This is a genomic window from Streptomyces ferrugineus (assembly GCF_015160855.1).
In the GTDB taxonomy this organism is placed as follows: domain Bacteria; phylum Actinomycetota; class Actinomycetes; order Streptomycetales; family Streptomycetaceae; genus Streptomyces; species Streptomyces ferrugineus.
On record NZ_CP063373.1, the window covers coordinates 8319285 to 8332432 of the forward strand.

Consider the following 13148-nt stretch of genomic DNA (forward strand, 5'->3'; position numbering starts at 1 on the left):
ACGACCCGAGGAGGCATGCCGAGATGAGCGAGGCACCCCCCAGGCCCCGCAGGGTCGTCGTCACCGGGCTTGGGGCGGTCACGCCGCTGGGTGTCGGGGTCGGGGAGCTGTGGCGGGGGCTGCTCGACGGGCGGCACGGGATACGGGAGCTGGCCGGGGAGGAGTTCGCCGGGCTGCCGGTGCGGGTCGCCGGGGTCGTGCCCGTGGACCCCGCCGGGCTGCTGCCCCGGCCGATGGCGCGGCGGATGAACCGGGCCGCGCAGTTCGGGGTGCTGGCGGCGCGGGAGGCGTGGGTCGATGCCGGGTTCACGGCGGGCGGGACCCGGGAGAGCGGGGTCGATCCGGCGCGGGTGGGGGTGAGCCTCGGGGCCATACTCGGTGACGCGTCCGTGCTGGTGGGCGGGGACCGCAGGCTGCGGGAGAAGGGGCCGCGGGCCGTCTCGCCGCTCACCACTCCGATGACGGTGCCCTCGCAGGCCGCCTCCCAGGTCTCCCTCGACCTGCACATCACCGGCGAGGCCCGGACCGTGACGAGCGCGTGCGCGTCGGGGACGGAGGCGATAGGGCAGGCGATCGACCGCATACGGTACGGGCGGATCGACGTGGCGCTCGCGGGCGGCGCCGAAGCGGTCGTCACGCCGGCGATCATGGCGTCCTTCGCGGCGATGCGGGCGCTGGCCGGCGGGGACGCGGCGTCGGGCCTCTCCCCCTCCCGCCCGTTCGCCAAGGACCGGGCCGGGTTCGTCAACGGGGAGGGCGCCGGGATCCTCGTCCTGGAGGCCGAGGAGCACGCGCGAGCCCGGGGTGCGCGGATCTACTGCGAGGCCGCGGGCTGGGGACTGTCGGCCGACGCCCACCACATGGCGGCGCCCGACCCGTCCGGGCACGGCATCGCGCTGGCGGTGCGGCGGGCCCTGCGGGATGCCGGGGCCGGTGTCCCGGACGTCGTCCACGTCAACGCCCACGCCACGGCGACGACCGAGGGCGATCTCGCGGAGGCGGGCGCGCTGCAGGCGGTGCTCGGGGACCGGGCGGTGCCGGTCACCGCGCTCAAGGGACACCTGGGGCATCTCCAGGGCGCGGCGGGCGGGGTGGAGGCCGTGGCCGCCGCGCTGACGCTGCGGCACGGGGTGATACCGCCGACCGCGGGGTGCCTCGAGGTCGACGACGCGATCGGGCTGGACGTGGTGACGGGGGCGGCGCGGGCGCTGCCGGAGGACGGGGACGTGGTGCTGAGCAATTCCTTCGGGTTCGGGGGGCACAACGCGGTGCTGGCGCTGCGGCGGGTGGGGTGATCCGGTGGGCGTTCGGTGCGGTGCGGTGGGTTCGGCACCGCCGGGATGCGCCGTGAGGGCCGAGCGCCACTGCGGCGGGCATGGGGGCAGTGGCGGAGAACGGTGAGGCCGAGCCACAGCGGTCGGTCGTTCACGGAGTCCCGGAGCCGGCTGCCCGCGCCCCCGCGACACCGGTCGTCGGCGCCCGTCACGCCGTACGTTTGCGTGAGGCCGTCTTCTTCGCCGCCGTCTTCTTCTGCGCCGTCTTCTTCTGCGCCGTCTTCTTCGTGGCCGTCGACTTCTTCGCCGTGCTCTTCGCGGCCGTCTTCTTCGTGCCCTGGGCCGACTTCGCCGTCGACTTCCTGGCCGGCGCCGCGGTCTTCTTCGCCGCCGTCCTCTTCGTGGCCGTGGACTTCTTGCCCGTCGGCTGCTTCGGGGCCGCTCTGGCCGACTTGCGCTGGGGCAGGCGTCTGACCTCGGCCTCCTCCGGTTCCTCGCCGCGGGATTCCTTGGCCGCGCGGACGCTGCTCTCCAGGGCCGCCATGAGGTCGAGGACCTTGCCGCCGGCGGCGGGCTCGGGGGCGGCCGGCGGGGCCTCGCCGGCGGCCTTCGCGGCGATGACCTCCTCGACGGCCTCGCGGTACTCGTCGTGCAGGTCCTCCAGCTCGACCTCGCCGAGGGTGTCCATCAGGGCGTCCGCGAGATCGAGCTCCTTGTCGCGGACGGTGACGTCGGCGTCGGGGGCGACGCCCTCGGGGGCGCGGACCTCGTCGGGCCAGAGCAGGCCGTGCATGGCGATGGCGTCGCCGACGACCCGGAGCATGCCCAGCCGCTCCCGGCCGCGCAGCGCGAACTTGGCGATGGCGACCTTGTTGCTGCGCTTGAGCGCCTCGCGCAGCAGGGTGTACGGCTTGGCGGCCGGGGCGCCGCTCGCGGCGAGGTAGTACGCGGCGTCCATCTGGAGCGGGTCGATCCGGTCGCCCGGCACGAAGGCCACGATCTCGATCGTCTTCGCCGTGGGGATGGGGAGCTGGGCCAGGTCCTCGTCGGTGATCGGGATGATCGAGCCGTCCGCGTCCTCGTACCCCTTGCCGATCTCGGCCTGGCTGACCTCGCGGTCCTCCACTTCGCAGAACTTGCGGTAGCGGATCCGGCCGCCGTCCTCGGTGTGGATCTGGCGGAAGGAGATCGAGTGGCTCTCGGTCGCGTTCACCACCTTGATCGGGATGCTGACCAGGCCGAAGGAGATGGCGCCGTTCCATATGGATCGCACGTTCAGCACCTTTCGAGGCGGTTCCGGCCGATTTCATGTGATTCTCATCGTATGACGCCGATCACAGAGGTGGAGGGACGGCGCCTGGCACTCAGCAACCTGGAGAAGGTGCTGTATCCGGCGACCGGGTTCACCAAGGGCGAGGTGCTGCACTACTACGCGACCATCGCCGACGTACTGCTGCCGCAGCTGCGTGACCGTCCGGTGTCCTTTCTGCGCTACCCGGACGGGCCGGACGGACAGGTGTTCTTCACCAAGAACGTGCCGCCGGGTACGCCCGAGTGGGTCACCGCGGCCGAGGTGCCCCGTTCCGAGGGGCCGGCGCGGATGGTGCTGGTGCAGGATCTGCCGTCGCTGATGTGGGCGGCCAACCTGGTCACGGAGTTCCACACGCCGCAGTGGCTGATCGGGGCGCCGGGCGAGGCGGACCGGCTGGTCTTCGACCTGGACCCCGGGGTGCCGGCGAGCGTGGTGGAGTGCTGCGAGGTCGCGCTGTGGCTGCGCGAGCGGCTGGCGGCGGACGGCATCGAGGCGTACGCGAAGACCTCCGGCTCGAAGGGCCTGCATCTCACGGCGGCCATCCGGCCCGTCCCGTCCGAGCGGGCGACGGAGTACGCCAAGGAACTCGCCGTGGAGGCCGAGCGGGCGATGCCCCGGCTCGTGATCCACCGGATGACGAGAAGCCTGCGCCCCGGAAAGGTCTTCGTCGACTGGAGCCAGAACGCCGCCCGCAAGACGACGGCGACCCCCTACACCCTGCGGGCCCGCCCCGAGCCGACGGTGTCGGCCCCGGTCACCTGGGAGGAGGTGGAGAACTGCCGCTCCCCCAACAGCCTGACCTTCCTCGCCCCGGACCTCGCCCCACGCCTACAGGACTACGGCGACCTGTTGGCCCCGCTCCTCGCCCCGGACCAGGCAGGCGCGCTGCCCTGACCCACCCCCGGGGACGGCCACCCCAGCCGACCCGCGCACTCAGCCGGCGGTACCCCAGACCCTCCGGTCCCGCGCCATGGCATGCAGCGCCTCCACATCCGCCGGCTTCAGCACCCCGCCCGTGCGGGCCAGCCCCTGCACCTCCGTGTCCTTCAGGACCCGTACCTCCCTGAGCGGCGGGGACGTGATCGTCACGTCGGCCGGGGCGACGAGGGCGAGGACGGGGTGGACCTCGGCGGTCAGGGCGTAGGAGGCGCGGTCGGCGTCGGCGCGGACGCGGCGCAGCAGGGGGCGGCCGTCGCGGCGGCCGAGGGAGACCAACGGGTCGGCGACGGTGACCCGCTGCTTACGGGCGTACAGGGTGTGCAGCGCGAACAGCCCGCCCGGCCCGATCACCAGATGGTGGATGCGGTCGCCGCCGGGCAGCGGCACCGAGTGCAGCGTGTGCCAGCCCGCGCCGTCCAGCCGGTCCAGGGCCTCGCCGACCGTCTGCTCCGCCGCCAGCGCCCGTCGCCGGGGGTCGGGCCGCAGCCGGTGCGCGGGGCCGGGGTCCCGGTCCAGGGAGATCAGCAGCGCCTCGCCGGGGCGGTTGGGCGCGAGGTCGTCGTCGGGATGCAGGGTCAGCCGGGCCAGCTCGGCGGGTGTGGGCACCGGGGGCGGGCCCACCGTCACCGGGCCGGTCACGAAGGGGCCGAGCGCCTCCAGCACCTCCTCCCTGCGCTCGTCGCTGAGCAGGTTGATCCGGCCCGCCTCACGGTCGTACCAGGCGAGGTTGTGCCCGTCCCGCCGGCAGACGTAGAGCCGTTCCTGGCCGTGCCGCCAGGTCGGTACGACGCGCAGTCCGCTCATGCACCATCACCCCACTGACCATGGGAACAGGCGGGGTGCTGCGGGGGCAAGAACCCGGTTACCTTTGAGAGCAGTTGGGCAGACCCCCCGCGAGGGGTGGTTGGGGAGGCGCCGTTGCGTACCCGCAGGAAGCAACCCGACGTACCTGCTCCGGACAGCCCGTGGAGCGAGGTCGTGCCCGGCCTGTGGATGGGCGGGCACGAGTTCCGGGGCCGGACGGGGCAACTGGAGTTCGCCGTCGTACGGGACGAGTTCGATCTCGTGCAGACGCTGCTGCGCCTGCCCGGGCACGGGCCCGATCCCGGCGTCGAGCACCATGTGTGGCCGATCCCGGACGGGCCGCTGGACGGCACCCAGCTCGCCGGGGTGATCCGGCTGGCGGAGGCGGCGTGCGAGGCGCTGGACGGGGGCCGCAGGGTGCTCGTCCGCTGCTATCACGGGTACAACCGCTCGGGCCTGGTGGTCGCCCACGCCCTGGTCCGCCGGAGCCACTCCGTCGAGCAGGCGATCCGGCTGATACGCTCCCGCCGCTCTCCGTGGGCCCTGCACAACGACCTGTTCGTCGACTACCTCCGGGCCGGGCTGTCGACCGCGCGGCTCCTCGAGGAACTCGCCGAGTGACTTCGCCCGTCCGCCCACCGGGTGCGCAAAAAGGACTTCCGTACGAATAGGGTGTACGGGCCGACCACCAGCCAGACCCCGGGAGAACCGTGCCCCGCCGCCGCCTCACGCGCACCACCGCGCTCGGTGCCCTCGTCGCACTGCTGCTGGCGGCCGCGACGGCCTGCGGTGACGCCGGGGGACTCCAGGGCGCGGGCCCGACGGAGACCGCGGTCAGCCCGGACAAGCTGTGGCCGAAGCTGACGCCGGCGTCCCGGCCCGCCTATGAGATCGGCGAGGTGGTCCGGGAGGTCGTGAAGGGCGTCACCATCCCCCCGGGCGGCATCCGCGACGTGGACCCGGTGACGGTCGTGCGCAAGGAGATGGCCAGGAGCCCCGGGGACTACGAGGGCGACGCCGCGCAGTACCGCGAGACCGGCCGTCTGATGGACCGGTGCGGCGACGGCGCCGGACACGGACAGTGCCCGGTGCTCCAGCCGTACTACCGGGACCTGACCGGCGACGGGCGCCCCGAGCTGACGCTGGGCTTCCGGCTGCTGCCCGGCCGGACGACCGCGGTGCGCGTCTACACCGTGGAGAAGCAGCGGCTGATGCAGGTGATGAGCTGGGACGACGCCATCAGCGGCGTCGAGCTGGCCGGGCGGTCGGTGATCATACGCTCGCCGTCCGAGGTGGCCGGCTACGAGTACCGGCTCCAGTGGACGTGGGACGCGGACCAGAAGGCGATGCTGCTGACCCACGACGAGATGCTGCGCACCGGATCACGCAAGAAGACGCACCAGCCGTCGCCCTCGCCCTCCGTCTCCCCCTTCCCCTCCGCGAGCACGCCATGAGGCTCGCGCTGCCCCAGTGGGCGGGCACGCTCGCCGTGAAGGCGGCCGTCTTCATCACGGTGATGTGCTGTGCGCTCGCCGCGCTGCTCGGCATCCTCGTGCATGTCTCGGTGACCAACCAGACCGTCGGCCAGGCCCGCGACCGCGCGCTGTCCCGGCTGACGGACGCGACGGCGGCGTTCGAGGCCGGGGATCCGATCGGGCGCGGCGTCGGCCTGGATCCGCCGGAGCTGCCCGGGGCACTGCGGGATCTGGCGCGGGCCGGGGACCGGGGCACGATGGTCGCCGACCACCACGGCCGTCCCACGATGTGGGCGGCGGGCCCGGCCGACCATGAGCGGGTCCTCGCGGTCGAGGTGGACTACTCGCAGCAGGCCCGCACCATCGAGGGCCTCGACCGGGCGATCCTGTGGTCGTCGGGGCTGGCCATCGGCGTGACGGTGCTGGTGGGCGCGTTCGCGGTGACGCGGGTGACGCGCCGGCTGCACGCCACGGCCCGGGTGGCCCGGCGGATCAGCGGGGGCGACCTGGACGCCCGGGTGGACGACCCCCGTACGAACGACGCAACCCGGCCGCAGGACGAGGTGGCCGCGGTCGCCGCCGCGCTGGACTCGATGGCGTCGTCGCTGCAGAGCAAGCTGCTGGCCGAGCAGCGGTTCACGGCGGACGTGGCGCACGAACTGCGCACTCCGCTGACCGGGCTGCACGCGGCGGCCGAGCTGCTGCCGCCGGGGCGGCCCACGGAGCTGGTGCGGGACCGGGTGGCCGCGTTGCGCACGCTGACCGAGGACCTGCTGGAGATCTCGCGGCTGGACAGCGGGCGGGAGCGGTCGGAGCCGGACAGCGAGCCGCTCGGGGCACTGGCCGAGCGGGTGGTGCGGGCGTCCGGGACCGAGACCGAGGTCGTCGTCCTGCGGGACGTCGTGGTGGAGACCGACCGGCGGCGGCTGGAGCGGGTGCTGGGCAACCTGGTGGCCAACGCGCACAAGCACGGGCGCACACCGGTGTCCCTGACCGTGGACGGGCCGGTGGTCACCGTACGCGATCACGGTGACGGCTATCCCGACTACCTCGTCGCGCACGGACCCCAGCGGTTCCGTACGGAGGGCGGCGCCAAGGGGCACGGCCTGGGGCTGACCATCGCGCTGGGGCAGGCGGAGGTGCTGGGGGCGCGGTTGTCGTTCTCGAACGCCGTGGACGGTGGAGCCGTCGCGCGACTGACCCTGCGATAGGGACGGGGCGCTTCCCCTATGGCCCATTAGGACGCGCGAAGTACCCATATGGCCCCTAATGTGGCGGTTAGTCAGGTTCGTTCCGCTGTCCTGGAGGTGGTCCACATGGCTCTGCGCTCCCGCTTCGCCATATCCATATCCGCCGGCATACTCGCCGCCGCGGCCGCCGTCACGCCCGCCGTCGCCGATGACGGAGGTGGGGACTGGGGCGGCGGCCACGACCAGGAGTTCACACCCGGCCGCGTCACCGCGAGCACCCTGCTGCTGCGCAGTGCGCCCAACCGGGGCAGCCAGGTGATCCGGACCGTCCACCGGGGGGACCGCGTCAGGATCTTCTGCAAGACCAAGGGGCAGAGCGTGCAGGGCAACCGGCACTGGTACCTCCTCGCCGACGGCACCTGGGCCTGGGGATCGGCCCGGTACATCGAGACCCGGCACTCGCCGCGCTGGTGCTGAACCACAAGGCGCGCAAGACAGACTATTTGGGTAGGTTCCGGACATGACCAAGGCCGGAACCACCCTGGTGGCAGCGGACGCTCCCGCTCCCGCCGCACCACTCCCCCGGCGCCGTGGCATCGAACTGGCCCTCATCGTCGTGGCCGTCCTGCTCTCCGTGTACGGCTACTGCGCGGTCGGCCTCGCCCGCAGCGGCACCGTCCCGCCCGGCGCCGCCGGCTACGGCGCCGGGCTCGGCGTACTCGCGCTGGTAGCGCATCTGGCCGTACGCCTGCGCGCCCCCTGCGCGGACCCCCTTCTGCTGCCGATCGGCGTGCTGCTCAACGGCATCGGCCTCGTCCTGATCTACCGGCTCGACCTGGAGACACCGGGCGACCGGGCGGCGCCCACCCAACTCGTGTGGTCCACGCTAGGAGTGGCGCTGTTCATCGTGGTGGTCCTCCTCCTGCGCGACCACCGTGTGCTCCAGCGGTACTCCTACGTCTGTGTGGTCGCCGCGCTCGTCCTGCTCACCCTGCCGATCTTCTTCCCGTCGGTGAACGGCGCCCGCATCTGGATCCGGGTCGCCGGATTCTCCATCCAGCCCGGCGAGTTCGCGAAGGTGCTGCTCGCGGTGTTCTTCGCGGCGTATCTGGCCGCCAACCGCAGCGCGCTGGCGTACACGGGCCGGCGCGTCCTCGGCATCGACCGGCTCCAACTGCCCACCGGTCGCGTGCTCGGCCCGATCGTCGCGATCTGGCTGCTGAGCGTGGGCGTCCTCGTCCTGGAACGCGACCTCGGCACCTCGCTGCTGTTCTTCGGCCTGTTCGTGGTCCTGCTGTACGTCGCCACCGGCCGCACCGGCTGGATCGCCGTCGGCCTGCTGCTGGCGGCGCTCGGCGCGGTGGCCGTCGGGGAGTTGGAGCCGCATGTGCACGGCCGGGTCGAGGACTGGCAGCACCCGTTCGCCTCGATCGAGGCGGGCGAGGGCCCCAACCAGCTGTCCCAGTCGCTGTTCGCCTTCGCGGCCGGCGGCCTGACCGGCACGGGGCTGGGCCTCGGCCACTCGATCCTGATCGGCTTCGCGGCCAAGTCGGACTTCATCCTGGCGACGGCCGGCGAGGAGCTGGGCCTGGCGGGCCTGTCCGCCCTCTTCATCCTCTACGGCCTGCTGGTGGAGCGCGGCTACCGGGCCGGCCTCGCCCTGCGCGACTCCTTCGGCCGGCTGCTCGCGGTGGGGCTGGCCTCGATCGTGGCGCTCCAGGTGTTCGTGATCGCGGGCGGGGTGACCGGCCTGATCCCGCTGACCGGCATGGCGATGCCGTTCCTGGCACAGGGCGGCTCCTCGGTGGTCACCAACTGGGCGATCGTGGCGCTGCTGATCCGGGTGAGCGACAGGGCGCGCAGCCGGCTCGGCGTGCCCAAGGGCGAGGAGAGTGCCGCACCGACACCACAGGACAAGCACATGGAGACCGCCCGATGACCCGGCACATCCGGCACGCCGCCTTCTTCTGCGCCCTGCTGCTGGTCGCGCTGCTGGTCAACGCCACCCGCATCCAGCTGTTCGAGGCCCCGTCCTACGATGACAACATCGCCAACCGCCGCACCACGATCGCCCGTTACGGCCAGCCGCGCGGCGACATCCTGGTCGACGGCGAACCGGTCACCGGCTCCCACGACACCGGCGAGCACCTGCGCTACGAGCGGACGTACACCAACGGCCCGATGTACGCGCCCGTCACCGGCTTCGCCTCGCAGGAGTACGGCACGACGCTCCTGGAGCACGCCGAGGACGGCGTCCTCGCGGGCACGGACCCGCTGCTGTCGCCGTTCGCGCTGTGGAACGGCGTCGCCCGCGACCGCTACCCCGGCGGCGACGTCGTCACCACGCTGCGCAGGGCCGCGCAGGAGGCGGCGTACGAGGGGCTGGCCGGCCGCAAGGGCGCGGTGGCGGCGATCGAACCGTCGACGGGCCGCGTCCTGGCCCTGGTCTCGGCCCCGTCCTACGACCCGTCGGCGCTGTCCGGGAACGGCGCGTCGGTGACCCGTTCCTGGTCGTCCCTGAACCGCGACGCCGACAAGCCGATACTCAACCGGGCCGTGCGCAAGACGTATCCGCCGGGTTCGACCTTCAAGGTGGTCACGGCGGCCGCGGCGCTGGACGCGGGCGTGGTCGAGGACCTGGACGACAAGACCGACTCCCCGGACCCGTACACCCTGCCGGGCACCCGGACCTCGCTGACCAACGAGTCCGAGGGCTGCGAGAACGCCCCGCTGCGCAAGGCGTTCGAGTGGTCGTGCAACACGGTGTTCGCGCGCCTGGGCGTCCAGGTGGGGGTGGACCGCATGGCGGCGACGGCGGGCGCCTTCGGCTTCAACGACGCCGACCTGAGGATCCCGTTCTCGGTCGCCGAGAGCACCTTCGACACCAAGGTCGACAAGGCGCAGCTCGCCCTGTCGTCGATCGGGCAGTACAACACGCGTGCGACCCCGCTGCAGATGGCGATGGTCGCGGCGGCCGTGGCGAACGGCGGCCAGGTGCGCTCGCCGTATCTGGTGGAGCGCACGACCCGGGAGGGCGGCGCCACGGTGGCGACGGCCGGGTCCCGCCCGAGCCGGCAGGCGATGCGCCCGTCGACCGCGAGGCTCATGAAGGAAATGATGGTGGACGTGGTGCGGGAGGGCACCGGCACCAACGCCTGGATCCCCGGCGCGACGGTGGGCGGCAAGACCGGCACGGCCCAGCACGGCCTGGGCAACTCCGGTACGCCGTACGCCTGGTTCGTCTCCTGGGCCAAGGGCGACCGCGACCTGGAGCCCAAGGTGGCGGTCGCGGTGGTGGTGGAGGACGCGGCCGCGGACCGGGGCGAGATCAGCGGGGGCGGGGACGCCGCGCCGATCGCCCGCGCGGTGATGGAGGCGGTGCTGAAGTCACCGGCGCGGAAGGGAGGTTGACGAGGGCAACCACGACCACGCTCTGAGCCGGACGGATTCGTCTGGCGGCTGAAGGACGACTCCGGCGACGCGACGGACGTGAGCGTCTTCGGCGACGAGTGGCTGATCATCAACCTGACGGTGTGGCGGGACACGAACGCCCTTACCGCGTACATGTACCAGGGCCGTCACCGCGAGATGCTGGGTCCCCGCGGGCCACCGCCCCACGGTGGCCGAGGCCGAGTCCCGTCTCCTCCACCTGCGCACCAACGGCCCGACGCCGTACGCCTTCACCCTGCGCACGTCGTACCCGCCGCAGGGGGCGGAGCCCGTACTGGGCGAGGTGCCGGAGGGACTGGGCTGCTCGGCGTAGGACAACCGGCCATCAGCCTTCCGCACCCCCCTCGATCGCCTGCTCCACCTCCGCCACTCGCTCCCGCTCCTCCGCCGCGAACCGCTCGGCGTCGAGCTTCTCGGCGATCTCCTCGTCCTGAGCCATCAGCAGATCCAGATTGGAGTCGCCCATCTCGAACACCCCCATGTCGACATAGGCCTGCTGAAGCCGCTTGCCCCACAGCCCGATGTCCTTCACACAAGGGACGATGCGCGAGAAGAGCAGCCGCCGGAACAACTGCAGAAACTCGGACCGCTCGCTGATCTCCTCCGCCTCGGCCCTCGGAATGCCGAAGTTCTCCAGAACCTCGACCCCCCGCAGCCGGTCCCGCATCAGATAGCAGCCCTCGATGACGAACTCCTCCCGCTCACGGAGTTCGGCATCGGTCAACTGCTTGTAGTAGTCCCTGAGCGCCATCCGCCCGAAGGCCACGTGCCGCGCCTCGTCCTGCATCACATAGGCCAGGATCTGCTTGGGCAGCGGCTTGTTGGTGGTGTCCCGGATCATGCCGAACGCGGCCAGCGCGAGCCCCTCGATCAGCACCTGCATACCGAGGTACGGCATGTCCCACCGGCTGTCGCGCAGCGTGTCACCCAGCAACGACTGCAGATTGTCGTTGATCGGATAGACCATCCCGATCTTCTCGTGCAGAAAACGCCCGTAGATCTCCGCGTGCCGCGCCTCGTCCATCGTCTGCGTCGCCGAATAGAACTTCGCGTCCATATCCGGAACCGACTCCACGATCCGCGCCGCACAGATCATCGCGCCCTGCTCACCGTGCAGAAACTGGCTGAACTGCCAGGACGCGTAGTGCCGCCGCAGCTCGCCCCGCTCCCGTTCGCTCATCCTCGCCCAGTACGGCGTCCCGTAGAGCGCCATCGCCTCCTCCGGCGTACCGAGCGCGTCGAACGGATCGACCTCCAGATCCCAGTCGATCCTTCTCTGCCCGTCCCACTGCTTGTCCTTGCCCTTCTGGTACAGCGCCAGCAGCCGGTCGCGCCCGTCGTCGTACTCCCAGCTGAAGCGGGCCGCGCCGGCCGCGGGCACCTGCCAGAGAGGTTCTCCCGGATCGCCTGCGTACAGGTCCTGTGTCGGCATGCCCCGCAGGCTCACACGTAGTAGACGCGGGGTCAACAAGTCTTGCGCAAGGGATTGACGACCTTGCTGACAGGCAGTCTCATAAGCACATGACGACGCTGACGGAAGCCGACGCGCTCACCGGCCTGCGCGATGCCCTCGGCCTGCTCAAGGACCGCGAACAGGTGGCCGAACGCCTCCTGGCCTCCTCCGCGAAGCACAGCTTCGACCCGGACAAGGAGCTGGACTGGGACGCGCCCTTCGAGGAGGGCAAGTGGTTCTGGCCCCCGGAGCTGGTCTCGCTCTACGACACGCCCCTGTGGAAGCGCATGAGCGAGGAGCAGCGCATCCTGCTCTCCCAGCACGAGGCCGCCGCCCTCGCCTCCCTGGGCATCTGGTTCGAGATCATCCTCATGCAGCTCCTGGTGCGCCACATCTACGACAAATCAGCGACAAGCGCCCATGTCCGCTACGCACTCACCGAGATCGAGGACGAGTGCCGCCACTCCAAGATGTTCGCCCGGCTGATCTCCCACGGCGACACCCCCTGGTACCCCGTCGGCCGCGTCCACCAGAACCTCGGCCGCCTGTTCAAGACAATCTCCACCACCCCCGGCTCCTTCACGGCCACCCTCCTCGGCGAGGAGGTCCTCGACTGGATGCAGCGCCTGACCTTCCCCGACGAACGGATCCAGCCCCTCATCCGCGGCGTCACCCGCATCCACGTGGTCGAGGAGGCCCGCCACGTCCGCTACGCCCGCGAGGAACTGCGCCGCCAGATGGTGACGGCCCCGAGGTGGTCCCAGGAATTCACCCGCGTCACCTCCGGCGAGTTCGCCCGCGTCTTCTCCGTGGCCTTCGTCAACCCCGAGGTCTACACGAACGTAGGGCTGGACAAGCGCGAGGCGATGGCGCAGGTCAAGGCCAGTGCCCACCGCCGCGAGGTCATGCAGACAGGGGCCAGGCGCCTCACCGACTTCCTGGACGACATAGGCGTGCTGCGCGGAGTGGGCCGCCGCCTGTGGAGGTCGTCGGGCCTGCTCGCGTAGCTCGGCCGCGAACCCCCACGGACCGGCACTCGCGTACGGCGGGGAGGGGACGTGCCGGGGGGTGTCCGCCCGCAGCGGCGGGCGTCAACGCAGGGCACCCCTTTGAGACACCGAGCCGCCCGACCGAGGACGGACACCCCCCGGCGCGGCCCCGCCCCCAACACAACCGTTGGCGCCACGCGCACCCCCACCGCACCCGCGCAGGCCGCCGCAGGCATCCCACGGGAGCAACCCCCCGACTACG

The 13148-nt window shown here is 71.9% G+C and carries 11 protein-coding genes and 2 pseudogenes; 10 read left to right on the forward strand and 3 right to left on the reverse strand.

What is annotated here, in order from left to right; all coding sequences use genetic code 11:
* Positions 1–44: 44 nt before the first annotated feature.
* A pseudogene (locus IM697_RS36950) lies at positions 45–1295 on the forward strand (beta-ketoacyl-[acyl-carrier-protein] synthase family protein); the annotation flags it as partial.
* A 187-nt stretch (positions 1296–1482) separates the two neighbouring features.
* Here the strand turns inward: IM697_RS36950 and ku are convergent.
* Complete coding sequence (gene ku / locus IM697_RS36955; protein ID WP_194040707.1) at positions 1483–2547, reverse strand: non-homologous end joining protein Ku; 1065 nt, start codon at positions 2545–2547, stop codon at positions 1483–1485.
* A gap of 51 nt (positions 2548–2598) precedes the next feature.
* On the opposite strand from ku, the gene ligD reads away from it, so the two are divergent.
* Positions 2599–3480 (forward strand): non-homologous end-joining DNA ligase, encoded by an 882-nt coding sequence (gene ligD, locus IM697_RS36960; RefSeq protein ID WP_194040709.1) that lies wholly within the window; start codon positions 2599–2601, stop codon positions 3478–3480.
* A 39-nt stretch (positions 3481–3519) separates the two neighbouring features.
* On the opposite strand, the gene IM697_RS36965 is transcribed toward ligD, so the two are convergent.
* Positions 3520–4329: a nuclease-related domain-containing protein gene (locus tag IM697_RS36965; protein ID WP_194040711.1), complete on the reverse strand. Its 810-nt coding sequence runs from the start codon at positions 4327–4329 to the stop codon at positions 3520–3522.
* 114 nt (positions 4330–4443) lie between these two features.
* On the opposite strand from IM697_RS36965, the gene IM697_RS36970 reads away from it, so the two are divergent.
* From IM697_RS36970 to IM697_RS37000, 7 genes and pseudogenes are all read left to right on the forward strand, one after another.
* A complete protein-coding gene (locus tag IM697_RS36970) occupies positions 4444–4950 on the forward strand; it encodes a protein-tyrosine phosphatase family protein (RefSeq protein WP_194040713.1) in 507 nt (168 codons plus the stop codon).
* 89 nt (positions 4951–5039) lie between these two features.
* A complete protein-coding gene (locus IM697_RS36975) occupies positions 5040–5783 on the forward strand; it encodes a hypothetical protein (RefSeq protein WP_194040715.1) in 744 nt (247 codons plus the stop codon).
* A complete protein-coding gene (locus IM697_RS36980) occupies positions 5780–7015 on the forward strand; it encodes a sensor histidine kinase (protein WP_194040717.1) in 1236 nt (411 codons plus the stop codon). The genes IM697_RS36975 and IM697_RS36980 overlap by 4 nt, the downstream gene beginning before the upstream one ends.
* Before the next feature lie 105 nt (positions 7016–7120).
* On the forward strand, positions 7121–7471 hold the full coding sequence (locus tag IM697_RS36985) for an SH3 domain-containing protein (RefSeq protein WP_194040719.1): 351 nt from the start codon (positions 7121–7123) through the stop codon (positions 7469–7471).
* A 43-nt stretch (positions 7472–7514) separates the two neighbouring features.
* Complete coding sequence (locus IM697_RS36990; RefSeq protein ID WP_194040721.1) at positions 7515–8933, forward strand: FtsW/RodA/SpoVE family cell cycle protein; 1419 nt, start codon at positions 7515–7517, stop codon at positions 8931–8933.
* Positions 8930–10405: a penicillin-binding transpeptidase domain-containing protein gene (locus IM697_RS36995; protein ID WP_194040723.1), complete on the forward strand. Its 1476-nt coding sequence runs from the start codon at positions 8930–8932 to the stop codon at positions 10403–10405. The genes IM697_RS36990 and IM697_RS36995 overlap by 4 nt, the downstream gene beginning before the upstream one ends.
* Before the next feature lie 78 nt (positions 10406–10483).
* A pseudogene (locus IM697_RS37000) lies at positions 10484–10757 on the forward strand (DUF3291 domain-containing protein).
* A gap of 12 nt (positions 10758–10769) precedes the next feature.
* Here the strand turns inward: IM697_RS37000 and IM697_RS37005 are convergent.
* Positions 10770–11876, reverse strand: a complete 1107-nt coding sequence (locus tag IM697_RS37005) for a ferritin-like domain-containing protein (protein WP_194040725.1) — start codon at positions 11874–11876, stop codon at positions 10770–10772.
* Between the two features lie 89 nt (positions 11877–11965).
* On the opposite strand from IM697_RS37005, the gene IM697_RS37010 reads away from it, so the two are divergent.
* A complete protein-coding gene (locus tag IM697_RS37010; protein WP_194040727.1) occupies positions 11966–12904 on the forward strand; it encodes an AurF N-oxygenase family protein in 939 nt (312 codons plus the stop codon).
* Positions 12905–13148 lie beyond the last annotated feature (244 nt).

Coding starts and splice junctions, on each gene's coding strand:
- ligD (WP_194040709.1), top strand. CDS start 2,599: ATGACGCCGATCACAGAGGTGGAGGGACGGCGCCTGGCACTCAGCAAC.
- IM697_RS36965 (WP_194040711.1), bottom strand. CDS start 4,329: ATGAGCGGACTGCGCGTCGTACCGACCTGGCGGCACGGCCAGGAACGG.
- IM697_RS36980 (WP_194040717.1), top strand. CDS start 5,780: ATGAGGCTCGCGCTGCCCCAGTGGGCGGGCACGCTCGCCGTGAAGGCG.
- IM697_RS36985 (WP_194040719.1), top strand. CDS start 7,121: ATGGCTCTGCGCTCCCGCTTCGCCATATCCATATCCGCCGGCATACTC.
- IM697_RS36990 (WP_194040721.1), top strand. CDS start 7,515: ATGACCAAGGCCGGAACCACCCTGGTGGCAGCGGACGCTCCCGCTCCC.
- IM697_RS36995 (WP_194040723.1), top strand. CDS start 8,930: ATGACCCGGCACATCCGGCACGCCGCCTTCTTCTGCGCCCTGCTGCTG.
- IM697_RS37005 (WP_194040725.1), bottom strand. CDS start 11,876: ATGCCGACACAGGACCTGTACGCAGGCGATCCGGGAGAACCTCTCTGG.
- IM697_RS37010 (WP_194040727.1), top strand. CDS start 11,966: ATGACGACGCTGACGGAAGCCGACGCGCTCACCGGCCTGCGCGATGCC.